General features: G+C 36.3%; 27 protein-coding genes and 1 pseudogene. 10 read left to right on the top strand and 18 right to left on the bottom strand.

Going from position 1 to position 24,535, the window contains the following annotated elements:
- Positions 1-102 precede the first annotated feature (102 nt).
- From AN486_RS02805 to AN486_RS26590, 12 genes and pseudogenes are all read right to left on the bottom strand, one after another.
- Complete coding sequence (locus AN486_RS02805) at positions 103-354, bottom strand: FeoA family protein (RefSeq protein ID WP_039200995.1); 252 nt, start codon at positions 352-354, stop codon at positions 103-105.
- A gap of 320 nt (positions 355-674) precedes the next feature.
- Positions 675-974, bottom strand: coding sequence for a 2Fe-2S iron-sulfur cluster-binding protein (locus AN486_RS02800; protein ID WP_039201032.1), 300 nt, complete (start codon positions 972-974; stop codon positions 675-677).
- Positions 975-1,114: 140 nt separating this feature from the next.
- Entirely contained in the window at positions 1,115-1,483 is a 369-nt protein-coding gene (locus AN486_RS02795; RefSeq protein ID WP_039200997.1) for an iron-sulfur cluster assembly accessory protein, read from the bottom strand.
- 62 nt (positions 1,484-1,545) lie between these two features.
- Positions 1,546-2,328, bottom strand: a complete 783-nt coding sequence (locus AN486_RS02790) for a HesA/MoeB/ThiF family protein (protein WP_039200998.1) — start codon at positions 2,326-2,328, stop codon at positions 1,546-1,548.
- A 10-nt stretch (positions 2,329-2,338) separates the two neighbouring features.
- Positions 2,339-2,656: a nitrogenase-stabilizing/protective protein NifW gene (gene nifW / locus AN486_RS02785; protein ID WP_053540099.1), complete on the bottom strand. Its 318-nt coding sequence runs from the start codon at positions 2,654-2,656 to the stop codon at positions 2,339-2,341.
- On the bottom strand, positions 2,653-2,853 hold the full coding sequence (locus tag AN486_RS02780) for a CCE_0567 family metalloprotein (protein ID WP_053540100.1): 201 nt from the start codon (positions 2,851-2,853) through the stop codon (positions 2,653-2,655). Before AN486_RS02780 ends, nifW begins: the two co-directional genes overlap by 4 nt.
- A gap of 83 nt (positions 2,854-2,936) precedes the next feature.
- Positions 2,937-3,416: a NifX-associated nitrogen fixation protein gene (locus tag AN486_RS02775; protein ID WP_053540101.1), complete on the bottom strand. Its 480-nt coding sequence runs from the start codon at positions 3,414-3,416 to the stop codon at positions 2,937-2,939.
- Complete coding sequence (gene nifX / locus AN486_RS02770) at positions 3,410-3,829, bottom strand: nitrogen fixation protein NifX (protein ID WP_027404272.1); 420 nt, start codon at positions 3,827-3,829, stop codon at positions 3,410-3,412. The genes AN486_RS02775 and nifX overlap by 7 nt, the downstream gene beginning before the upstream one ends.
- 125 nt (positions 3,830-3,954) lie before the next feature.
- Positions 3,955-5,283, bottom strand: a complete 1,329-nt coding sequence (gene nifN / locus AN486_RS02765) for a nitrogenase iron-molybdenum cofactor biosynthesis protein NifN (protein WP_290599143.1) — start codon at positions 5,281-5,283, stop codon at positions 3,955-3,957.
- Between the two features lie 64 nt (positions 5,284-5,347).
- A complete protein-coding gene (gene nifE / locus AN486_RS02760) occupies positions 5,348-6,715 on the bottom strand; it encodes a nitrogenase iron-molybdenum cofactor biosynthesis protein NifE (protein WP_039201003.1) in 1,368 nt (455 codons plus the stop codon).
- A gap of 1,000 nt (positions 6,716-7,715) precedes the next feature.
- Complete coding sequence (gene nifK / locus AN486_RS02755; RefSeq protein ID WP_039201005.1) at positions 7,716-9,251, bottom strand: nitrogenase molybdenum-iron protein subunit beta; 1,536 nt, start codon at positions 9,249-9,251, stop codon at positions 7,716-7,718.
- Between the two features lie 161 nt (positions 9,252-9,412).
- Positions 9,413-9,568: pseudogene (locus AN486_RS26590) on the bottom strand (nitrogenase molybdenum-iron protein alpha chain); the annotation flags it as partial.
- Between the two features lie 548 nt (positions 9,569-10,116).
- Between AN486_RS26590 and AN486_RS02750 the strand changes: the two are divergent.
- Positions 10,117-11,508 carry a substrate-binding domain-containing protein gene (locus tag AN486_RS02750; protein ID WP_290599139.1) on the top strand — a complete coding sequence of 464 codons (1,392 nt, stop codon included), beginning with the start codon at positions 10,117-10,119 and terminating at the stop codon, positions 11,506-11,508.
- A 150-nt stretch (positions 11,509-11,658) separates the two neighbouring features.
- Here AN486_RS02750 and AN486_RS02745 read toward each other — a convergent pair whose 3' ends face one another.
- The 4 genes from AN486_RS02745 to AN486_RS02730 all read right to left on the bottom strand — a co-directional run bounded on the left by AN486_RS02745 (position 11,659) and on the right by AN486_RS02730 (position 15,631).
- Entirely contained in the window at positions 11,659-13,128 is a 1,470-nt protein-coding gene (locus tag AN486_RS02745; RefSeq protein ID WP_290599136.1) for a hypothetical protein, read from the bottom strand.
- A 5-nt stretch (positions 13,129-13,133) separates the two neighbouring features.
- Positions 13,134-14,072, bottom strand: coding sequence for an effector-associated domain EAD1-containing protein (locus AN486_RS02740; RefSeq protein ID WP_290599134.1), 939 nt, complete (start codon positions 14,070-14,072; stop codon positions 13,134-13,136).
- 69 nt (positions 14,073-14,141) lie between these two features.
- Positions 14,142-14,576, bottom strand: a complete 435-nt coding sequence (locus tag AN486_RS02735) for a hypothetical protein (protein WP_290599132.1) — start codon at positions 14,574-14,576, stop codon at positions 14,142-14,144.
- Between the two features lie 14 nt (positions 14,577-14,590).
- On the bottom strand, positions 14,591-15,631 hold the full coding sequence (locus AN486_RS02730) for an effector-associated domain EAD1-containing protein (RefSeq protein WP_290599130.1): 1,041 nt from the start codon (positions 15,629-15,631) through the stop codon (positions 14,591-14,593).
- A gap of 594 nt (positions 15,632-16,225) precedes the next feature.
- Here AN486_RS02730 and AN486_RS02725 point away from each other — a divergent pair.
- A complete protein-coding gene (locus AN486_RS02725; protein WP_053540109.1) occupies positions 16,226-17,527 on the top strand; it encodes a site-specific integrase in 1,302 nt (433 codons plus the stop codon).
- A 145-nt stretch (positions 17,528-17,672) separates the two neighbouring features.
- On the opposite strand, the gene AN486_RS02720 is transcribed toward AN486_RS02725, so the two are convergent.
- Positions 17,673-18,728: a metallophosphoesterase gene (locus AN486_RS02720; protein ID WP_053540110.1), complete on the bottom strand. Its 1,056-nt coding sequence runs from the start codon at positions 18,726-18,728 to the stop codon at positions 17,673-17,675.
- Between the two features lie 380 nt (positions 18,729-19,108).
- On the opposite strand from AN486_RS02720, the gene AN486_RS02715 reads away from it, so the two are divergent.
- From AN486_RS02715 to AN486_RS02680, 8 genes are all read left to right on the top strand, one after another.
- The gene (locus AN486_RS02715) at positions 19,109-19,429 is read left to right on the top strand and encodes a type II toxin-antitoxin system HicB family antitoxin (protein ID WP_233455564.1); all 321 of its coding nucleotides are present in this window, start codon (positions 19,109-19,111) and stop codon (positions 19,427-19,429) included.
- 59 nt (positions 19,430-19,488) lie between these two features.
- On the top strand, positions 19,489-19,758 hold the full coding sequence (locus tag AN486_RS02710; RefSeq protein ID WP_053540111.1) for a hypothetical protein: 270 nt from the start codon (positions 19,489-19,491) through the stop codon (positions 19,756-19,758).
- A gap of 84 nt (positions 19,759-19,842) precedes the next feature.
- Entirely contained in the window at positions 19,843-20,868 is a 1,026-nt protein-coding gene (locus AN486_RS02705; RefSeq protein WP_290599125.1) for a hypothetical protein, read from the top strand.
- Between the two features lie 152 nt (positions 20,869-21,020).
- Entirely contained in the window at positions 21,021-21,227 is a 207-nt protein-coding gene (locus AN486_RS02700; RefSeq protein WP_053540113.1) for a hypothetical protein, read from the top strand.
- 1 nt (position 21,228) lies between these two features.
- Complete coding sequence (locus AN486_RS02695) at positions 21,229-21,654, top strand: hypothetical protein (protein WP_053540114.1); 426 nt, start codon at positions 21,229-21,231, stop codon at positions 21,652-21,654.
- A gap of 117 nt (positions 21,655-21,771) precedes the next feature.
- Positions 21,772-21,996 carry a hypothetical protein gene (locus AN486_RS02690; RefSeq protein WP_053540115.1) on the top strand — a complete coding sequence of 75 codons (225 nt, stop codon included), beginning with the start codon at positions 21,772-21,774 and terminating at the stop codon, positions 21,994-21,996.
- A gap of 11 nt (positions 21,997-22,007) precedes the next feature.
- Positions 22,008-23,138, top strand: coding sequence for an AAA family ATPase (locus tag AN486_RS02685; protein ID WP_053540116.1), 1,131 nt, complete (start codon positions 22,008-22,010; stop codon positions 23,136-23,138).
- On the top strand, positions 23,131-23,373 hold the full coding sequence (locus AN486_RS02680) for a hypothetical protein (protein ID WP_290599121.1): 243 nt from the start codon (positions 23,131-23,133) through the stop codon (positions 23,371-23,373). The genes AN486_RS02685 and AN486_RS02680 overlap by 8 nt, the downstream gene beginning before the upstream one ends.
- A 41-nt stretch (positions 23,374-23,414) precedes the next feature.
- Here AN486_RS02680 and AN486_RS02675 read toward each other — a convergent pair whose 3' ends face one another.
- On the bottom strand, positions 23,415-24,335 hold the full coding sequence (locus AN486_RS02675) for an SDR family NAD(P)-dependent oxidoreductase (RefSeq protein WP_053540118.1): 921 nt from the start codon (positions 24,333-24,335) through the stop codon (positions 23,415-23,417).
- Positions 24,336-24,535 lie beyond the last annotated feature (200 nt).

Raw genomic sequence — 24,535 nt, 5'->3', positions numbered from 1 at the left:
AATTATCAATGAGTATTAATTTAAATTGTTACATTGACCTAATAATACAGGTTTTATGTCTTTTAAATCACAATTTAAACAAAAGTTAATAATCTCTATTTTTCACCCATCAATTACCCGCACATAAATAGCCCGTGCTATTTCCCGATCTATAGTCATAGATAAACCACCACATTTAATCACAAAAGTCGGAAATTGCTGTTCTACAGTAATCGTATTCCCTGTTTTAATGCCCATTAATATCAGCTTTTTTCTAATTGTCTCATCTTGACTTTGGCAAACAGTAACAATGCCACAATCTCCTGATTTCAGCAATTCTAAAGAACAACCCATAATAGTAAAAGGAGTAAACATTGTATTATCAAAATAAAAAGCGAAAATTGAAATGATGAAAGATGATAAACATCCTCCATCATTGTTAAAAATGAAAGGGTAAAGCAAAAGCTTAATGGTGTCAACTTAATCTCAAATCCCTACCACATCTCGTTCCTAGTCTCTGACTAGGAATGCAGTTGATGAGGCTCTGCCTCTAATATCATTGAAGGCAGAGCCTTCTAAAATGCGTTTCCAGTCAGAGACTGGGAACGAGATGAACGAGATGAACGAGATGAACATTCTCCATCATTGTTAAAAATGAAAGGGTTTAGCAATGCTAAACCCCTACAAATATTGTATTAAGCAAGGTAAGGTTCTTGGTGGGTTTTGATTGTGCAGTTAGAACGAGGATAGGTAACACACAATAAAGCGAATCCTTTGCCCATTTGCTCATCATCTAGGAAGACTTGATCGTCTTGATTGACTTCACCTTCAACAATCTTACCTACACAACTAGAGCAAGAACCGGAGTGACAGGAAAAAGGTAATTCAATACCAGCTTCTTCTGCTCCTTCTAGAATTGTGGTGTCTTCGTCAATTTCAACTGTAGTGTCTAAATCTTCTTTTTTGTTGATCAATCTTACTTGATAACTTGCCATTTTCCAATTCTCCTCAAAGATTAATGAAGTGAGCTTTTGAGTTACAGCAACGGACAAGGAGGTGAGGACATTAACTAATAATAAATAAAAGACTTTTAGCACTGTCACCTGTCACCTGTTCCCTGTCACCTGCTATAGAGCTATTGTCCACAAGGTACACCTGTGGGAGTACCATCATTGGTTTTAAAAGACTTGCCACAACCGCAGGTATCAGTTGCATTGGGATTGGAAAACTTGAAACCGCTATCCATGACTCCCTCAACAAAATCAACTACCACACCTGCTAATAACGGCGCACTTTTAGCATCAACGTAAATCAACACATTTCCTTGTTGAGATACGACATCATCAGGTTGGGGCTTACTGGTAATTTCGATGCCATACTCGTAGCCGCTGCAACCACCGTCTTTAACCCAGATGCGGACACCCTTTTTAGCGTCTTCGGTTGCAGAACCTTTTAAAAATGCCCGCAGACGAAATTCAGCCTTTTCTGTTAAAGTAACAGTCATTTTGTTTCCTATTCTGTAGCGAATATTCTGATTTGGAATGTGGATTTTGAAAAAGTGGTACTTTACACTGTTGCAGTTTGAGATTGGGAATATCTCCAAGGGGCAGTATTACCGCAGACTGGACAATTGCGATCGCGGTGAGAACGACGTTTAGCAAATTCCATTCTGTTCAAGTCAATCGTCAGCAACTCTGACAACAGCGGTTGACTAAAACCAGTAATGAGTTTGACCGCTTCCAAAGCCGTCAAACAAGCTAAAGTCCCAGAAACCGCCCCCAGCACAGAAAACCCGCGCCGATCCCAATCCGGCTTTTCTGGAAACAGACAGGATAAACAAGGCGTAACACCAGGAATAATCGTGGTGAGATAAGCCTCCATTCCATCCATAGCCGCCTCTACCATTGGCTTACGCCAGCGCACACAGGCTTCATTTAACAAATTGCGTTCCGTGAAATTATGAGCGCAATCCAAAGCCATATCCGCCGACTGCACCAACTCATCCACATTTTCAGCGGTAATGTAATCGTGAATTACATCCACTTGGACATCAGGATTGATGGCTTTGAGTGTTTCTTGGGCTTTAAATACTCTAGGTTTACCCACCCAGTCATCAGTCATCAAAACCTGACGATTCATATCATCCAGCCGCAAATCACCACCCCGGACTAGGATTAGCCGCCCAACGCCCGCTACTGCTAGGTAAAGCGCCGCCGTACCGCCTAATCCACCCACACCTGACACCAAAACAGTCGCTGACTTCAGGCGCTTTTGAGCTAATTCGCCAAAATTAGGAAGCATCATTTGGCGACTATAGCGTTCCAATTCGGTAGGCGTTAGGTTGATCACTTTTTAACTCCTAATCTGAGGTGATTTCTGTCAGGGTAACTACATTTTTCCGCTTATCATTAAATACCTTGAACAGCTTTTGTTCATGGGGTGTGGATTCTATAAACACCTGATAAGCTTGCTGTAAAGCTGTGCAATATTTCTCTAATCTTTCTTCATCACTTATCTGGGGATAAGTATCATCAATTTGACTCATGAACTGAGAAAACTTTTTCAAAATATGTAAACGATTTACGTTCACAAATTTTTGGTCGTAGGACAGATTAAAAAAGATAAAAAACTCTTCTGCATCTACGAGCTTTTTAAATTCATCAATATTGGTACTCATTTAGAATTCTCCATTTTTTTGAGTTGTTGCTTGAGTCCATCTAACTGACAGTAAATTTCATAAGTTTCCGCAGCAACATCCATCAGTTTGTGGTAGTCTGTGGGCAATCCTTCCGCTAAATCATGCAGATCCATTTTCATTTGACCTGCTTTGCTATTTAGCTTTTTAATCTTGTTGGTGATTTCCTCAATTGTCATATTTTTTGTCCTTTGTCAGTTGTCCTTTGTCAGTTGTTCGTTGTTCAAATACCACTGACAACTGACTACTGACCACTGACTAATTAAAGATTGCCAACTTCGGGGAAACGCTTGGCTAAATCAATGCCTTTTTCCACAAACTTTGCGCCTTCTTCGTCTAATTTATCGAAGGAATCAAAACCAAAACGATGGGCATCACGTAAGGTTTTTACAGTTAATAATAAGCGTCCGGAAAATATTAAAGCCCAGCCAAAACCCTCATGTCCTAATTCCACAACCACATTAGAAATGAGTCCGGTTTCCTTTTCAATACTGGATGCTATCGCTCGAAAAAAAGCATTTATTCGGGAAAGAGTTGCGGGATCAATTTCACCTTCTACAGAAATTTCCCGTTTCTTTTGTTTAGTAACAATATAGGGTTTGAGGATTAATTCATCAGTCCAACTCCGGTAAAACCCATAACTATCTTGCGCCCGGATTTGTTGAACTAATGATTTATGGAAAGGAGTTAAAACCACCTCTGAATTGTTACCAGTTCCATTCACATCATTTATGCTCATAATGTTGCTTCGTTTTCAAGTTCTTCAGCAAAACTAAGTTTTTTCTGGACTAAAGCTTTCCGTAACCAAGGTGGAGGATTACCCTTGAGAGTTTTGACTAATTTGTTGAGAATATCTTCAATTTTTTCCTCTTCAGATTTAGCCTTAACTGGAGTTACGCTCTTTTTAATTAAACGAGCGGCTGCACTACCACCAATAGCGACAACATAAACAATTGTGCAATCATTCAGTGCTTGTAGTTTGGGGGTAATTTTATCTTCATTACCATCTTCTTTGAGATCACCTTCAAATTTGAGGGTTTCTATGAATTCATATCCGTTGTCGGAAATTTCATAAACATCAATTTCTTTAGCCCAACCAAAGTGAGCATTAACATGAATTCGGTCAGTTGTCGTAAAAGCAATTTTCACTTTCATTTGTCCTTTGTTGGTTGTCAGTTATCAGTTGTTGGTGGTCGGTTGTCATACTAATTATTCTGAATTAAGATGAACGAACCACAGAGGCACAGAGGACACAGAGATAGAAAAAATGGTATCAGGTGTTATTTGTTGATTACTGATGACCATTGGTGCATCATTGTTGATTCTTCGTGTTCTATGAATAGGTTTCCTATCCCAAAAAGAAGCTCGATAGTACCGCGATAGCCTACTTTGGTAAATAGACCGTTTCCTAATCGGTCATAGATGGGAATACCTAAACGATAGAGCGGAATAGAAAGGCGTTTAGAGATATTATTGACGTTAGAATTACCAATTAATAAATCAGAACCTAATGCCAACTTTTCAAAATCCTCTAAATCACCAATAGTGACATTATTGATAGGAAGTTCTTCCAATAAAGGGGAACGAGTTGTGGTGACAGCATTGTGAATTTCTGCTCCCATTGATTGCAAAAATCCAACTATAGTCCACAACAAATCTGGTTCTAAAGCTAAAGATACTCGTTTGGAACTAAAATAAAAGTGAGTATCTAACATTGCGTCTTGCAATTGCCGACGTTGACGACGATATTTTTCAGGAACGGGATTTCCACTTAATAAAGATAATTTTTGCAGAAATTGATCTACAGGTTCTAATCCTGTTAAATCTCTGAATACTTGATAACTTGTTCCAAAGCGTTCCTCTAAAATTTGCGCCGCCCCTAACATACTTTCACCTAATGCTAAGGTAAACGCCGAACTACCTAAAGAACGCAATTGTTTGAGGGTTGTACCACTAGCAGTTATAGGAGTATAACCATCTTCCAAATGTCCATCTAAAGAAGCTCCCAAATCAGGAACAAAGATTGGTTCTAAACCAAAAGCTGTGACAATTTCTCGAATTTCCAGCACATCTCCGGGAGTGAGCGCAGAACCAGCTAAAATTGTGATTTGTTCTGGTTTAATTCCCCCGGCTTTGGGAATTTCTTTAACTATACTTTCTACCGCAACTGCAAAACCGTCTTGCAATGCACCTTTAAAATCAGGAGTAGGAGCAAAAATAATGGCTAAATGATTAAGTTCAGGGTGACGTTCTCGAATTTCTTTCAAGAACATTTCTATATCATCACCTCTAGTTTCTGTTAACCCCGTAGTACACAAACCAATAATTTCCGGTTGTACCTTTTCCACCAAAGTGAGAATAGCTTGCTCAACATTTTCCTCACCACCCAAAATAGTAGTAACTTCCGTCATTGCAGTAGTAGCAAGAGGAATTGCTTCCCGAAAATGTCGAACCAAAACCACTTTTGCAAACGCCGTACAACCCTGAGAACCATGAAATAAAGGCATAGTTCCCTTCAAACCCAAAAAAGCCAAAGAAGCACCTAAAGCCTGACTTTGTTTGAGGGGGTTTACAGTCACAGACTTTTCTGGAACAATTGCGATCGCCATAAATTAATCTTTGATAAATTATAAACTTCCCATCTTTGCGTCTTTGCGCCTTTGCGTGAGACCATTATTCCCAAGGAGCCGGCTTACGAATTTGCTCCCACACAGGACTATATAAAGCCTCAGTCAACTCCCGCGCCATTTCCACCATACCCACATAACCAGCATAGGGATGATGACGTTCTTGGTTAATATCTAAAAAGGGAATTCTCGCTTTCAAAGCAGTATATTGATTTCTACCGCCAGCAATAAGCATATCTGCGTTAGTTTCTTGAATTAATTTCAGGAGTTCGGAAGCGTTTCCTTTCTCCAACATGATCCCATCATTACCCAACAAATTTTTGATTTTCGCTTTATCTTCTTCTGTACTTTTGCGCGTGCTAGTCGCCACAACTTCAATTCCCAAATCCTTCGCAGCGGAAATAATTGACCAACTTTTCACACCGCCAGTATAGAGAACAATACGCTTTCCTTTCAACTTGGCTCGATAGGGAGCAAGGGCAATATCCAAAGCCGCAGTTTCTTCAGCAATAAGTTTTTCTGTGCGTTCCTGTAAATCAGGATCACCTAATTTAGCAGCTACAGTTCGCAGACAACGATTAATATCTCTAATTCCATAAAATGACTCTTCAATGTAAGGAATTCCATAACGTTCCTCCATTTTTCGCGCCATATTTAAGAGCGCTCGTGAGCAGATCATCACATTTAATTTAGCCCGGTGAGCATAACGCACTTCTTCATAACGAGCATCACCAGTAATTTTCGATAAAACCCGAATTCCTAACTTTTCAAATAAACTTAAAACCCCCCACATTTCCCCAGCAATATTGTACTCACCGATGATATTAATATCATAGGGTGTAGTATATTCCGGTTCAGCAGTACCAACTACATATTCTAGTAAAGCCTCACCACCAAAGCGATTACCTAAGTTTTTGCTGCCAATAAATCCGGGAGCAATCACAGGAATTACCGGAGTTCCAGTTTTTTCGGCTGCTACCTTACAAACAGCATCAATATCATCACCAATTAAGGCTGTAACGCAGGTGGCGTAAACAAAAACTGCCGCAGGTTTGTAATTTTCATTAACTTCTAAAATCGCCTTATAAAGCTTTTTCTCACCACCAAAAATCACATCATTTTCACCCACATCGGTAGTAAAACCTGTTTTATAAAGCATTGGACCTGAAGACAAACTTCCACGACTTCCCCAGGAATTGCCAGCGCAAGCGATCGGACCATGTACCAAGTGAGCAGCATCAGTAATAGGAACTAAAGCAATCATCGCTCCATCAAAGGCACAACCACCTTGAGCCGCGCCAGGTTGGGCTTGTTGGGTACAAGATTTATTTTTCTTTTCTCCCTGTTTCTTTTGATTGTGTTCGCATCCTGATTCACTCAGAAGTTCGTTAATTTTGCTTTGGGTGACTTTCATTTTTATTCTCGTGCTAGATGGAGTTTACTACCATGACAAATCTTGCTTAAAGTTAATCATCAAGATGATGATTTTGACGAAAATATTTTAAATTAATAAAAATTATTTGTGGAACTATTTACAACATTATCTATTTCTGGGTTTGTGTCTCTACAGAAAAGATAATAGAAAGTTGCTGTAATAGAAAATAAGTGAGAAATATCTCACAAATAATTTAGGATTACCACAGGACATAATAAATATAATAATTCTAATTCCCCAAAAATAACCAAGTTTTTATACTTAGTTTGGATTGATTTCTAGATTTTCTGCAAAATCTGATTAACTTAATATTTACACAGATAAACTTTCAAAAAAGATATGTATTTATCTGTATTTTCTAGGTGTGGGATTTTCATAACATTTGGTTTTGCAAGAGAAAATAGAAAAATTGTCAGAATCAGGTGGTTATCGAGCGATAGCCTGCGTGGCGTAGCCATAGTCGAGTTGAAGAAGGAGTCAGGAGTCAGTAGCCAGGAGTCAGAATCAATCAGTCGAGGATTCAAACCTGCGACTGATTAAAGACCACCAAATCTACGATTTGGTGGGGGTCTTAGAGACTTCCAAATAAAAAAATGTCCCAAAACTGATGCAAAAATTCTCTCTCTGTGTACTCTGTGCCTCTGTGGTTCGTTTCTTGGGATAATTTATTTCTTGGAAGTCTCTTAAACCCAGTTATTCATCCGCCACTCGCACAGAATTCATTCTGAATTCTGACTCGGTGACTCCTGAATTCTGTTCGATGATGTCCATGATTAAAGGATGAACAGGATGAAAAGGGGGATTTTATCACCAATTACCAGGAACTTATTTGAAAATTCATCCGTCAAGTAGATCAAAGGAACAAAGAGCTTATGCTAGGAATTAGAGATAGGGGATAGGATTTTAGGTAAATTACCTAAGTCCCAATCCCCTTTGTTTATTGTCGAGGGTGGGGTTTCCCCATCCTTACAGACATTTCTTAACGAATTAAGTCGTAGGAAATATCGGTCTTACCAGCAACATTGGTGGTGCGGTCAATTTCTTCAAATACTGTGTTAACAATCCAGTTCAACAGGTTGATTATGCCTTTGTAACCAACGGTTGCATAACGGTGGTAGTGGTGACGGTCCATGATAGGATAACCGATTCTTACCAAAGGTACACCACAATCGCGCCACAGGTACTTACCGTAGGAGTTACCAATCAATAGGTCTACGGGTTCTGTGAACAACAAGGAGCGTAAGTGCCACAAGTCTTTACCACCCCAGATTTTAGCGGACTTACCGAAGGCACTAGAATCTAACAATGCTTGCAATTCTTTCTCGAATACTTCGTTGGTGTTGTGAACCAAGATATGTACTGGTTCAGCGCCCATTTCTAACATGAAACCAACTACGCTATAAACTAGGTCAGGATCACCGTAGATAGCGAAACGCTTACCATGTAACCAAGCATGGGAGTCGGTCATTGCGTCAACTGCACGACCACGTTCAATTTCTAATTCTTCAGGAATAGCCTTACCAGTCATTTGGCTGAGTTTCATCAAGAACTCGTCAGTTCCCTGGATACCCCAAGGACGAGAAACACTAACGTCTTGTTTCCATTCCTTAGCAATGTATTCACGGGTCTTGGTGGTGGAGTAAGCTTGAAGAGCAATGGTAGCTTTAGCGTTGATGGAATCTGCTGCATCTTCTAGCTTAGTACCACCTGGATACATATTGTATTCACCATCACAAGGTGAATCAACATAATCACTGTTGTCAGATAACAAGGTGTAGTCAATACCCATTAAAGAAGCAATCCGCTTAATTTCGCGGTTGTTTTCTACGTAGGTATCAAAACCAGGAATGAAGTTGATTTTACCGTTGCTCTTGGCTTTCTTCTTACCTTCTGTCAAGGTAGAAAGAATTCCCTTCATCATGTTGTCGTAACCAGTGATGTGAGAACCAACGAAGCTAGGTGTGTGAGCAAAAGGGACTGGGAAATCTTGAGGAACAGAACCAGCTTCCTTAGCATTACCGATAAATGACTGTAAGTCATCACCGATAACTTCTGCCATACAGGTGGTGCAAACAGCGATCATTTTTGGCTTGTACAAGCTGTAGGAGTTAGCCAAACCATCAATCATGTTTTGTAAACCACCGAACACAGCAGCGTCTTCTGTCATGGAAGAAGAAACACCAGCAAATGGTTCTTTGTAGTGACGGGTTAAGTGGGTACGGAAGTAAGCTACACAACCTTGAGAACCTTGAACGAAGGGAAGAGTACCTTCAAAACCCACAGCCGCAAACATAGCGCCTAAAGGTTGACAACCCTTAGCTGGGTTAACGGTTAAAGCTGTCCGTTCAAAGTTCTTTTCACGGTATTCCCAGCTTTTCGTCCATTCGGAAACCCGTTGTACTTCTTCAGGGGTGTGACCGTTTTCAAACTGTTTCTTGTTTTCAAACAGTTGTTGGTATTCTGGCTGGTGGAATAGCTCAACGTGGTCCTGAATCTTCTTTGGATCTTGAGGCATTTCTATATCTCCAAGCTTGCTGTGTATGATGTTTGCGATCGGTGGAGAGTGGGGAATGTGCCTCAAAATTCAGAATGCAAAATCCAGAACTTTGAATTTTTAATTTTGAATCTTGACTTCCCAACTCTCCTGGGGTAGAACCCCAGACTATCTTTTGTCCCCTAGACGGAAGCCTTAGCTTTAGCCTTAGCTTGAGCTTTCTTGTTCCAGGGAGCGCCGATTAATCCCCAGGTTGGGCTGTTGAGTGCCAAATCCATGTCCCGAGCGAAAATTGCGAATCCGTCGTAACCGTGATAAGGACCGGAGTATTTATAGTTCTGGTTTAATAGTTTTTATACGTACCCTGCTTGGTAACTTCTTTAACTTTTTTGTCGCCTCTGAAAGTTATACTTTTATTATGAGTTGGTTAAAATTGGTGCGTTGCTTTTTGGGATCTCTGTTTAGTATAATTTACCCGGTATGTATCCCCAAGAGGTGCAGCTCACAATTTAGCTAAATAAGTGATCATGAACAAGAGCCATCTATATAGCAGGGGAACATTTTATAACAAGGAATAATTATGCTCAATTCTTCAGATCAGAAAATTAAACAAAATTTGCTGTTAGAGATTGTAATATTATTACTATTACAAATATCCATATTTGTTATTTTTATTATTGTCAATTTCTCGCTCCAGGGATTTGAAGATAATTTGTTTCCATTTTTTATAGTATTCGGGCTATTTGTATTTAGTGTTTTATATTTGCTTGCAAGACTGTATTTTTTTTGGAAAAAACCCAGTCATAGCAAGCATTTTATTTTTAAACTTTTGCACCGAAATAGCATTATATGTATTATGTTATTTTTCTGGTTCATCTATATAAATTTGTTTTATGCTTGGTTAATCAAGACACCCAACGTTACAGTTAAGTTATGTGGTTCTGTCACACTTGGAGAAAAGTTCGCTCCTCATTTTATTGAAGCAATAGCTTCCGATCATGGTGCTAACAAAATCAAAAAATCAGACAATAAAGATAAAAACAATATCACGATAGATGCCAATTTTCCAAAGACTAAAGATAAAAAGGATAATCCTTTTCAAGGATTAGTAAGATTTATTGTTGATTATGGCGGAACAAACGATGGAATTGAAAAACTAAAACAAAATAAATGTGATATAGCATTGGCTTCAGAAGATGTTGATATAGAGAGAAATGATTTTGATCGAGTATTACTGGGACAAGATACTATTGCAATTATTGTTAATGATAATAAGAATGAAACCCTACATAATTTCGATAGTCAGAAGATTAAGTCTATTTTGGAAAATCAACAAGATAACAATAAAGATGAACAATGGCAAGTATTTTGTAGAGAAAAATCAGGAACAACCGACACTATTATAAAAAAATTAGAGCTTCAAGATACAGGGGCATCATTCCTTAATAATTGCAGCAAGGTTACTACTAATAAAGAAATGTGGGATAAAGTCACAACCACTAGTAACGATGGTAAACCATCTATTGGGTATTTAAGTTATTCTTTTGTAGTTGATAAATCCTATAGCGATAGAAAAAAATATTTAACAACAATAGATAATCAAAAACCAGTTGATCTATTAAGTAATTATTTCGAGAATAAGGATACTGATAAGCTTGATGATATATATTTCACTAACAACAAGTATAAACTAAACCGTGAATTATCTTTTTATACTCATAGAGTTTTTAACAGTACGCAATTAAAAGATATAGATATAATCAATTCCATAAGGGAAGACGCAGGTTTTTTGGGGCAGAAAATTCTAAACTCAGAGGGTTTTGTAAGTGTATCTTTAAACGGCATTACCGCTAATCAAAATCCAAAAGATAAAAAACATAAACAATATACGCAAGAAACCATGAAGAACCTTTATAAAATTATTCGTCAACGCAATAAACCCAAACCCATATATACTCAGAATTTTTTGGAAGGTTACACTACTATAGAAAATCAAGAAGACCTACAAAAATGGTTATCAACTCAAAATAATAATACTGAATTTGTTCTAATTGGTCATGCAAGTCCAGTAGGATCTCCAAGATATAATCTAGGTTTATCTCTTCAAAGGACGGAGTATATAGAAAATATACTACTCAACAACGGTTATCAAAATGTTAAAACCTATGCCTTTGGTAATGAATATCCTTCAGAGGAAACTAAAGTTGCAAGGGTTGAAATTTATGATTTAAAGGAAATAGACAAAATTTATAAGGAAATTAATTCAGCTACTAAGTAGGTAAAGAGAAAAATTTAAAGGTATGTGACGAAATGTAAATTCAATGAATGCCTTGCAAATAGGTTATTTCACGGTTTTTACAAAACTAAACATATATCGTTTTTATTATGTTTACCTACTTAATCATTAGCTAAACGTTAAAAATTGTGGTTATGTTGATTCTGTTTTACTGAACAATATTTTCCCTACAAAAGCAAAAAAAGAATCATTCTGTTTTTCTACTGATACCTTAGATTCAATGCTAGGTTGAGTATCATCACTTTCTATATTATCATTTTCCAACGGATTATCAATAACTTGATCACCGTTTGGCAAGTTTGGCAAGTCCAGTGTCTCATTTATATAGTCTGTAATTGTATTATTAGCTTCTTCTAATACCTCCTTATTAATAGGTTTATCCTCATAGATAGCCGTAATCAAATTATTTACTGCTGTAGGTATTATATTATTCCATTCTTCCATAATTTTTGTTCTGAGTGTATCTTGATTATCATTAAAAACTCTTTTCTGTCTATAATAGGGTTGAGGATCAGGATAAGCATCTAAATAACTTTTACATAGCATTGAAAGAAATGATGAGTAAACTAGACTGGTATTAGGATGCGTTTTCTCGTACAATATAGGTGATAATCTTATAAGAGTGGAAACTAAATTTCTATAAGCTTCACTTAAATCAGAAGCACTTGCTTTATCAGCGTCACGAACAGCAACTTTTTCTTTGAAAGAATAAAAGGGAACATAAGGTATTTTTAAATAAAGAAAAGCACTTTTTTGCAGTGACTCTAACCTCATTCTCATTCTATTTGGAATATACTTTCTAAATTTTTCATCAAATTCGTCTTGGAAATTATCTAACAATCTTTTTTCATTATTATCCACTCGACTGGGCACAATAACTAAAGATAAATCTCTCCTGTCTCTTGCCTTTTCAATTAAATCAGGATTAGATAAACTTTGTGCCATTTTTAAACTACCATCAATATTCTGTCCATTTGGTGCAACAAACATCACTACAACATCAGCTAATTGATAAGTACAAACTCCTCCCATTTCAGTGACACCAGTACGGCTATCAATTAACACTGCATCAGCAAAATCAACGACTTCCTTTCTGAACCATTCAAAAAACTGCTTACCATTATAATGATCATAAAAATCATTCCAATCAAATGAATAAACCTTGCTGGCATATTCTGAGAATTTCCCCTCACCTCGACATCCAGAAGGAATAATATATAATTTACCTCCTTTGTCATTTTCTGCATAAAGAGGAACAATAAAGTTATCAATGGGTTCAAACGTAAACGAAATTTTATCTTCTTTTGAACCTTCTGATGTATTTTCAGATTCTTGGTTAGGTAAATGGAAAGAGTATGATTGCTTGTAAGAAAGCAATAAATCAATAACTCCTCGTTTCTCAATTACTTCATGTGGACTATTTAATACCTTTGGTTCTTCATCTTGATTTGATATATCGAAAAAGCGTTCTAAACCGGGAGCTTCTAAATCGAAATCCACCATTAACACTGTTAAGCCACGTTGATATAGTAACTCAGCAACGTTAGCTAATGCCATTGTGCGCCCAACTCCACCTTTAAATGAATAAAATGTAAAAATCATAAATCTCAACCTCCTCTACCATAATAACTCCAAGGTTTATCTTTATCTGATGAAAGTTTCTCTATTAACCAAGCCCGAAAACGATCTTCACGGGCAGTTTCAATACATTTACTATCACTCAATTGTGAGCGACGATAAAATTCTAGATCAATCCGTTGTTCAATAATACCTGTTATACTTGTTACCACGTCAAATGCCGAATGAATAGGAGCAACCATAAGCAATAATGTATTAGAAGAAGCATCGAGGGCTGTACTTTTAAATAAACGCTGCATTTTAGGATGTTGCATTGAAATAACATCCATAATAATTATACATCCTTTATCCCGTAATTTTTTTAATAGTCTAAAGCTATCATGATTATTTCCATTTAGGTCACTAATATTAATAAATCTGGATACTATTATTGATTCAGATTCAACCTTCTCAATGACCTCATTAATCAATTGAGTAATATTTTTATCTTGATTAAAAGGTTGCCATTCTTCCGAAGTTGATTGATAATGATTAACCCAATTAATAACTTCATTATTTTTTAATGTTAGTCTTAATCTCCGAAAATTTTCCCGTAGGTCACTGTTATAATCAAGAAAAACAGTTTCTGAATCTAATTCTTTGGCTTCGCTGTGATTCATAACTAATAAAACAATATTAATTTCATGATTAGTCGAAATCAACAGATCATTAATAAGATTTTGTAATCGTAAATTCTCTTGTCTATCTTCATCTTTATGGATTGCCATTAATAAATTTTTAATTTTTCCCCTACTGTTTGCCCATTCAATTAGCTTAAAAGTGATCTCTGTAAGGTTCAGACCTTCAGCAATTTCACTTAAGTTTCTCTCAAACGCACGTAAAACCAGAATCTCCAAATCAGTTTTATCTGGATATGCTTGAAGCATAGTCTTGCGTAATTCCTCACGAACCATAGGCGATAATATCATAACTCAATTCCACGATAATAATAGTTTTTTTGTCTTCAATTTATAAATTTTCTTTCCAATCTTCAAGTTTTAAATCCTCATATTATTTTTCTTGCTCTCTTCAACAGGATTAATCAAAGGAATAGTTAAATTATACAAAATTAACAAAATTGATCCATAAACAGGATTATAAAAACTCAAGCTATTAAAAGGTTCTCCTAAAGCAAATACCCAAACAATAAAAGCAATAGTAGAAATGCTCGTTTGTTTAATTGCTAAAGGCTTTTTCGGTTCAAAAGTCTGCTGAATAATATAAACAGCCGTTAATCCAGTAAAGATAACGAATAAAATCCATAATATAGTATTTGTGGGTATATTACTAGCACCTTTAATTAGTCCTGTCATCGCAATCCAACCACCGACAATTTCAGTAGGAATATATTTAATTAATTTATCAAAATAGCCGTCTAATTTTGCTTCTTCGCCTTTAGCTTGTAGTTGACTGGTAATAATTCTCCGTCCCATATTAACTCCTTAAATTAATTTAAAAAATCTTTAATTTCTTGATAAATACTAGCAAATAAAATACCCTCTCTAATTGAGCCAAAAGTTTTCGCTTTTTGGGCATGATGTAAAGCTACTAAATACCAATTTTCATCGAAACAAGGTGAACCACTTGATCCTACAGCGGTTTTATTCACATATTGAACTAAACCACTATTTTGGTAGACTCCGATAATACCATCTTGACTGATTGATAATTTCATGGAGTCCCCTTCAGGATGTTGTAATACACTAATTCCCATCCTTTCCAGAGGTAATTTATGACTATCCCAACGAGCGGGTTTAATATCAGTTGCTTGAGTAATTTTCGCCTCCACTTGTAATAGAACATAATCTAAATCTTCTGTTTTACTAAAGCATAAAATTGGGTTTTCTCTATCTAACTGAAAAGATTTACCTTGTGTTTCTACTCCATTATCTGAGGTCAAACAGCCAAATTTTAATATAGCATTTAAAGCATTATTTTCTAAGTTGTCTTCATCTCTATATTTTAAAACATGATAATTAGTTAAGACTTTATTTGCAGTAATTAAAACTCCTGTTGCCATAATATCACGAGAGGTAATTTCAATACGGCAAACTGAAGATGATTGTGCGATCGCTCCTTTTAAAAATCCCACATCCCAATAATCTGGTTGAGGTTGTAGCCAACTTTGGAGTTGAATTTCATCGGTTTCTCCACGCCAGTTAATATCGGGTCCAAAGTCTGGTTTCTTGATGGCAGAATCTACAATAAACCTTTTCTTGATAACCATAGACTCATAAAATTCTTTGAGTTCAGGATTACCCGGATTAGTTTCATAAGCTGCTATAATTAGACGCGAGATTTTGCCTCTAGGAATTGCCCATTTTGTCACTAGATTAAATACTAACTGTGTGAGATTGCCACCTCCAGCGATCGCCTCTAAATTTTCTGCTAATTCAAACTGAACCATCATTGCTAAATCCTCTTGAGTGGGATAAGCACTAATGATGGCATTCACTAATTTTTTTAACTCAGTACCAGATAGATTCATAGGATTAAAGCATCTTATACTACAAAACCCTCCCCAGACAGATTTTAGCATAACCTGGGTACAGTGATTTGTGATACTTGTGATTCCATTATTAATTCTTAATATTATATTGCCGATGCCTACCCAATTTATTTAGGAGGATGTTTTAAAAGTTTTCGGCGATTAGAAATCGGGAGTTGCTGAATTGAGGTATGAAATTCCCAAATTGAACCTTTAAAACTCTTACCTTTGCGTCTTTGCGCCTTTGCGCCTTTGCGTGAGACTAAAATTCATACCCTTAATCAGCAACGCCAAATCGCTACTACACAAACAAAGTCCACTGGCGTGGAGTAATGAAAAATCAAGACTTTTGAACCCAAGTTTGCGTAGCGTTCCGAAGGAATAGGTGGGTTTCGTCACTATTTAATTTCGCTATGTTTGCAGTGAGCAATGTCAGCGATAAACTATGTTTGCAATTAACTGATTTATTTTTACTCTAAATATAGTCTGAAAGATTCAGAATAAGTCTCACGCAAAGGAAAAATTAAATTTCTCTGTGCCTCTGCGTCTCTGCGTGAAATAAATTCATATTCTTAATCAGCAACGCCAAGGATTATGAAAGAACAGCTACTATGGGAATTGGAACAGGTAAATCTGCGTTTGAAGTCTGCAAAAACCAGAGTAACAATTCGGGAATCAAACGGATGTCTGCAATTACGGGCAACTTTACCCATTAAACCGGGAGATGAGGATACAAGGGGAACGGGAAGAAAACAATACAATATCACTTTGAATATTCCTGCTAACTTTGATGGACTGAAAACTGCTGAAGAGGAAGCTTATGAATTAGGAAAGTTAATTGCTAGAAAAAGTTTTATTTGGAATGATAAATATTTGGGAAATGAGACAATTAAAAAGGAGTTAATAACTATTGGTGAGTTATTGGCAAGGTTTGAGGAGGAATATTTTAAAACCCATAAACGCACGAATAAAAGTGAACATACTTTTTTCTATTATTTTTCTCGAATTAAGCGTTATACAAATGCTGATGATTTGGCAATTGGGGAAGTTTTGATTAATGCGATTGATAAGATAGATAAGGAATGGGCTAAATATAATGCGGTGAGGGCTATTTCTGTATTTTGCCAACTTTTTAAAATAGAGATTAATTTAACTAATTATTCTAAAGTTCCTGAAAGTAATTCCCGCAATGTTCCTACAGATAAGGACATAGTTACGGGATTTTACAAGTTTGATGAATATCTAAATAATCGAGGTAAACAAGTTAATCAAGATGTGAAAGATAGTTGGCAACTTTGGCGTTGGACTTATGGAATGTTGGCGGTTTTTGGTTTACGTCCCAGAGAACTTTTTGTTAATCCTCATATTGATTGGTGGTTAAGTGATGAAAATCTAGATTTAACTTGGAAGGTTGATAAAAATTGTAAAACTGGTGAAAGAGAAGCCTTGCCTTTATATAAAGAATGGATTGATGAATTTGATTTAAGAAATCCTAAATATTTGGAAATGTTGGCGATCGCAATTAGTAAAAAAGACCAAAATAATCATGCAGAAATCACGGCTTTAATCCAAAGGGTGAGTTGGTGGTTTAGAAAAATTGGATTAGATTTTAAACCCTATGATTTACGTCATGGTTGGGCAATTCGAGCGCATATTTTGGGAGTTCCTATTAAGGCTGCGGCGGATAATTTGGGTCATAGTGTGCAGATTCATACGAAAACTTATCAACGTTGGTTTTCTTTAGATATGCGGAAGTTGGCAATTAATCAGGCTTTGAGTAAACGGAATGAGGTGGAGTTGATTAAGGATGAAAATACAGGGTTGAAAATGGAGAATGAACGGTTGAAGATTGAGGTGGAGAAGTTGAGGATGGAAATGGTTTATAAACGGAGTTAAGTTTGGTTAATTAAGAATCTCATTTTTGTGTGATGTGGTTTCATTTTTTGGCGTTGCTGAAACTAAACCAGCAACACCAAAAATAATTATATGATGTGCGATCGCTGTGTTTTTAACACATATCGCATCATCAATTAATCACCTATTATCTACTGTAATCACAGATTTGAGGAGGTTCTTTACCTGATAACAGTCCGGTAACTTCAAAAGGTTTGCTAGAATTGCTAGGATCAAAAGAGATTAAAGAAGCATCAATCACTTTAAAATCACCAGGTGCATTCAAGCGCCATAATTTCGGAGTTTTACCTACAGGAAAGGGTTGATCATAACAGTAAGCATTAGTATCACCGTGAACCAATAACACTGGTTTATCTAAATTTGCCGCCAATGTCTGCAATTGTTCACAGAATCCTTTATACGCATGATTATTTAAACATCTGCTGAAAACATCATTCGTGCTGCCATCAGGAGCAAAAGGATCTAATTGAGTCGCTACAACTACAGCCGATGTATCGCTATCTTTTGCCATTTCAAAAGCATGATTAAGCCAAATAGCATTCTCTTTATCCCGTTCATCAACTAATTGATTAACTTTGATAGGATCATCAAGAAGTATCTCAGTGCGTCCATTATCAGTGCTGACGATATGTTGTGTTACAAAACGGACACCTTTATACCACCAAGTTTCATTTTCAGGTAAAGTGGCTTGTTCTTCATATCGCCATTCAGGATTGAGGGTTTTAGGTTTACTAAAGAACACCTTTCTAATTGCGTCTAGTCTTTCCAACTCTGATTTTCTAACAGTTAGACCTTCCCGATCGCAATCAGTCCAATCATTATCTCCTGGTGTAAAAAACACAGGTTTAACTATATCGGTTTTCCAAAATGTCTTATTCTTCTCCAACCAAGTATCATAACAAGTATCCTGGGGACGACCAAGATCACCCAAATGAATCACAAAGGATATATCTTCACGTTGGCGGAATTTAGGCGCAATATCTTGGATCAAAACTTGCTCATCAGTTCTACCATCTGCTAACTTTGCGAAATAAGGTATATCACCATAGGCTGCAAAAGTTACTTTTTCAGCAGCGGCCAAACTTTCAGAATTTATACCAGTTACGAAAACTGATAAAAATACCAAAATACTTGCAGCCAACTTAAGTATCAGGGGATGCTGAGAATTTAAGATTGTTTTCATTGACCAGATGTTGTAAAAACTAAGTTTATCAGTATTTTACTATGTCTGATCATTCACTACAACACTACGGAATATTAAATATCTATAAAGATATTTCAGAATTAACTGCCATTACCTAAAGATTAGACCTCTCCAGAAATTAGGTTTTCAGCTAGACAGATTCAGAGTTTCAGATTCTTTTTCAGAGATGTCTATTAGAGTCTTTCAGAGCATCTTAGCGCGAAATTTTCATGAAAGCACACTTTAATAAACTCAAAATAGTTGTAATTGTAGTTGTTATAATCAAAACAAAATGACAGGTGGTTGAAAATGGAGAATGAACGGTTGAAGATTGAGGTAGAGAAGTTGAGGATGGAAATGGTTTATAAACGGAGTTAAGTTTGATTAACCAAGAATATTATTTTTGTGAGGTGTGGTATAACTGGTCAATGAAGAATTATCTCAACCACCTAGCCGAAAAAATGCTATCTTTAGAATATTATTTGTCTTTAAAATATCCCATGTCTATTTATCCAGAAGAGGACGGAGGATATACAGTGATGATTCCTGACTTACCAGGTTGTATGATTCAGGGAGACAATTTAGAAGAAGCAATAGAAAATATTAATGAAGCGCGAGAGTTATGGATAGAAACTGTTTATTGTAGTGGTAAACAACAAATTCCTTTACCTTCTAAACTAATTTCTATAATTAATTCGTGAACAACCATCAAAAATTTTATCCAAACTGCTGACAACATAATCAACCAGGAGATCAGTCTATGGAAAGTATGAAAATTAAAACACACATTGGTAATGATAAAATTCTCAAAGTTGAACTTCCTGATGAATTTGCCAATGAAGAGTTAGAAATAGTAATTGTATTTCAACGTATTGCAGAAAAATCATTACAATCTGCAAGTAAAACACCAGAAGAATTAGGATATTCTCGTAGATTTTTGGAAGAAGTGATAGGTAGTTGGGAAGGTGAGCCGCTTGAACTTCCAGAACAGCTTCATTTTGAAGAACGGGAGGAAATTCAAGGTTTATAAATTTGCTACTATCAAATCTTGACACTGAGTAAAATTATACTGTAGAATTATCCTAAATCAAATTGAATGGGAATTGCTATATACATGATCAACCAACAAAATACCAGTAATAAAGTTATTCAAGAACGACAAAACAAAGTTAGTGAAAAAATCATCGCTTCATTTGATATAGTTGCACAAGATAGAAGTAATTATTTTACTAAAAATCCTTATCAAGATCAAAGACCTTCCATAGAATCAGCTAATTCAATTGTTAATGGTTATGCAAAACGGAATGGAGGGATATCAGTAGCAGCTAATTTAGTACCAGCAGGTCCATTGGGAATATTAGCAGTTGCTCCAGAAATTATCACAGTCATGCGAAACCAAATTGCCATGATTTATGATGTGGGTGTAGCTTATGATAAGCAGCAATATTTAAACAAGGAACTATTAGCTGGTGTCTTGATTTCTTCATTGGGTACAGGATTAATTACCCCCGGCATCAATGCAGTAGCAAATAGAGTTATTATTGCTCAAGGTAGTAAAATTATCACTAGAAAATTAACCCCGTCCATATTTAAACGTATAGTTCATCAATTGACAGGAAATGTAGTCAACAGTGCAACGAAATCAATTGTTAGTAAATATTTACCTGGAGTTGGTGCTACTGCTATGGGTTTATGGTCAGCCTATTCAACTAAACAAGTAGGTAATAAGGCTATTCAAATATTTGAAAAAGAAATTGAGATATTAGATGAGACTGAATCATTAAATGAATGTAGCATTGAATATACTGATAATCTTTTTCCTACATCTGACATAGAAGCAAATAATATAACAGGAGAAAGACTAGAATTATTAAAGATTAAAACCCTGATTAATTTAATGAAAGTTGATGGTAGTGTTGAGCCTCAAGAAAAAGAATATCTCAAGACGATTATTACCAATGCTAATTTAACATCGGCAGAAATTCAGGAAATCAAAAATTTATTATCCTCTCAGAGAATAGAAGTAGATTATTCATTAATAGCTAAATATCCCGATGATGCTTTAGGTTTATTAATTGATTTGATCGCACTTGCAAAGCGTGATGGAGATTTTCACATAACGGAAAAAAATGTACATTAAGCAAGTGGGAAAGTTAATGGGATTTTCTGAGGTAGATGTTGCAGAACTGATGTTAGCTTATTAAAACTTCAGTAAAATGGTTTAATTTATCTCCTATTTTTAGAGAGTATGTTAGAATAAATCCCTGATCAGAAAAATTAAAACTACAAATCATGAACGCCATAGAACTATTTCCCACCCTGCGAAATCTAAATCGTGCCGACAAACTAAAAGTAATGCAGTTTCTAGTTTCCGAATTATCTAGGGATGAAGAACCATCATTAGAACAGGGAGCAACCTATTCTATTTTATCACCGCTTAATTCCCATGCCGCCGCACATCAACTTGCCCAACTACTAGAAGCCGACGAACAAAAGTAAAATGACTAAAACTCAAAGATTTTCCTTTACAGAGGGATATGATACCTTTGGTGTTCCTGATGCTCTACCAAAGTTACCATTAACACTTACTTATCGTAACTCATCAGTAGACGTTTCCGGTTTATTGGATACTGGCGCAAGTGTTAACGTTCTGCCATACAGTGTAGGTATCCAGCTAGGTGCAATTTGGGAGGAACAAACTACTTCTGTGATATTGGCTGGCAATTTAGCACCAGTAGAGGCAAGAGGTTTACTGGTATCTGCCCAGATTGGATCATTTGAGCCTGTTCGCTTAGTTTTTGCGTGGTGCTTATCTGATGATGTACCTTTATTATTAGGGCGTATGAACTTCTTTTTAGAGTTTGATGTGTGTTTTTACCGTGCAGATTTGGCTTTTGAGGTACATTCAAGAAAAGGGCGTTGCTGAATTGAGGTATGAAATTCCCAAATTGAACCTTTAAAACTCTTACCTCAGTGCGTCTTTGCGCCTTTGCGTGAGACTAAAATTCATACCCTTAATCAGCAACGCCTCAAGAAAAGAATAATGCAAACCTTAAACATCAATCAAACTATCACTGCTTGGTCATCCATTGCTGAAAATGTTTTTGTCCCTCACACAGAAGCAGAATATGAATACTTGGTTAATATACTTGATACTCTCATTGATCAAGTTGGTGAAGATGAAACCCATCCTCTTGCATCGCTTATGGAAGTTATTGGTGCATTAATTGAAAACTATGAAAATGAACATATTCCTGAGTTATTGTGATCTATAAAAATATGCTAGAAAAACTAATTCTTCATAATTTCAAAAGCCATAAATCTACAGAACTCAATTTCGATAGTTCCCGATTACATGGACTCGTAGGAAAAAATAGTGCAGGTAAAACAAGTGTGTTACAAGCATTGCATAATCTAAGTAAACTTGTCAATTCTAAATTATTCATAACAACATTTATAAATGAAAATTCACCTCAATTTCTTACAAAAATTGGGGAAAAATATATGTCTTTGACTGCAAGTGGTTTTTGGAAAGATCCAAATCAAGATATTTGGGAAATCTCCTATAGCTGGAAGCAGGATAATAGTAAACGTTGGATTCCAAAAACATCATGGAAAATATGTGAAAATGAAGATAGTTTTGAAAAAGAAACATACATTACATACCCTCATATATTTCGTGAATATTTACCACCTATTGTTTACCTAAAATTAGTGGCCAACAATCTTGCAAAACCAGCTTACAGTGATGAAGTCACACCAAGAGTTGAATTTGACGGATCAGGATTAGCACCTACCTTAGATTTTCTCCGTGATGAAGCCCCAGATAAATTTCAATTAATAGAAGAAAAGCTGACTCGAATTGTCCCAAATGTCCGCAAAGTTGGCATAAAACGAGCAAAAGTTCCAGTCATTCGTCAGCGATTAATCGAAGTTAACGGTAAACCTATTTCCTATGAAGAAACTCAGGAAATGACAGAACAAGAAATTGTGCTAGATATGAATACAGGTGAACGTATTCCAGCCCATGCAATTAGCGATGGAACAATGTTAACGTTAGGATTATTAACTGTATTAATGAATCCTAATCAACCTAATTTAGTTTTATTAGATGATGTGGAACAGGGACTTCATCCTCAAGCACAACGTGAGTTAATGACAGTTTTCAAAGAAATCATTGCCGAAAATCCCAACCTGCAAATTATTTTTTCTACTCATTCCCCTTATATTATTGATGCACTTGCTCCTTCTCAAGTCCACATATTAAATAATAGTAAATCAGGTTTCACAGTTTCCAAACGTTTAGATGAATATCCTGATGTAGAATGGGCAAAAGAAACCTTAACAACAGGTGAATTTTGGGATGCTGAAGGTGAAGATTGCGTGGTAGAAGGAGAAGTCAGTGATTGAGTTTATTGTCATAGTTGAAAGTGGTGCAGATTCCAGAACAGCTACTAAATTAGCCGAGCGAGTTTTACAAGAAAAATTTGATTGGTTAGATGATGATATTCTGCAACATTGTTTTCAGTGGAGTGGGTTAGTGTGTCTGAGTGAAAACTATTATAGACCTGAGAGCGATCGCTTCGCTCGCCGTAGGCATCGCACGGCAAGCTTCACAATGGCGGAAAAGATGGCTCGAATTTAGGTTAATGGTAGACATTGCCCATTTTCTTATTTGCCTGGGTTTTATGCCTTTTTATTCAATTCAAATTTCACGCCGGTGAGTTGTTCTGATACAACCCATAGTTTTTGAGCGATCGCTCGATCTTTGGATAACTGATTTGATTCCACCTTGACTGGATAGCCACTTATCTCCATAAATCCATTGGGACCGAAATATTCCGTCCCTTTCAAACCTTCTTCAATTGCCGCCCGCAGAGTTGGTAATGCGCCCATTGTGATATCTTGAGCAAAGATACCATTGAGATATTTCATCACATCACCCGCCGTTCTCTGCAATTCAGTTGCAGTCCAACCCGGATGTGAAGCAGTTACAAGGGTGTTTATCCCTTGCTCTTTTAGTTTCCGGTCGAGTTCGTAGGTAAAATAAAGATTAGCAAGTTTGCTATCACCGTAAGCCGTCCATTGGGCATAATTTCTCTTTTCCCAATTCAAATCATCGAAATCTAGTTTGCCAAAATTATGTGCGCCGCTGGAAACATTGACAATTCGTGAACCTTGCGTGCTAATCAAAAGTTTTAAAAGTTGTCCCGTCAAAGCAAAATGTCCGAGATGATTAGTTCCAAATTGTAATTCAAAACCATCTTTTGTTTTTGAATACGGCGGAATCATCACACCCGCATTATTAATCAATAAATCCAAACGTGAATAATTTTTCTGAAAGTTTTCTGCGAAATTTTTAACCGATGCTAAATTCGCCAAATCAAGTTCCATTACCCGAACATCAGCATCTTTATTCTGTTGAATAATTTTCGCCAACGCCTTATTTCCTTTATCCAAATTACGAACCGCAATGATCACCGATGCTTGTTTATTAGCTAAAACCCGCGCCGTTTCATAACCGATACCGCTACTTGAACCTGTGACAATTACTATTCTGCCTTTTTGACTGAGAATATTTTCTGTGTTCCATTTTTCATTTTTCATCATCATAAGATAGTTAAATTAACTAATTTACACAAATAACCGTCACATTCAACTTAGTGAAAATATTTAATTTTTCAGCTTTGTTTAAGGCAACTTTATCTAAGTATAATATCCTAAACTCATTTTAAACCACTATCTGCGCCGCAAAATGTGAAAAGAATCTTAATAATTTATCGAAACTTACCTGAAAATAACTCTAA

The organism is Anabaena sp. AL93 (assembly GCF_001672085.1).
GTDB lineage: Bacteria > Cyanobacteriota > Cyanobacteriia > Cyanobacteriales > Nostocaceae > Dolichospermum > Dolichospermum heterosporum.
This window is presented reverse-complemented; position numbering and strand designations above follow the sequence as displayed.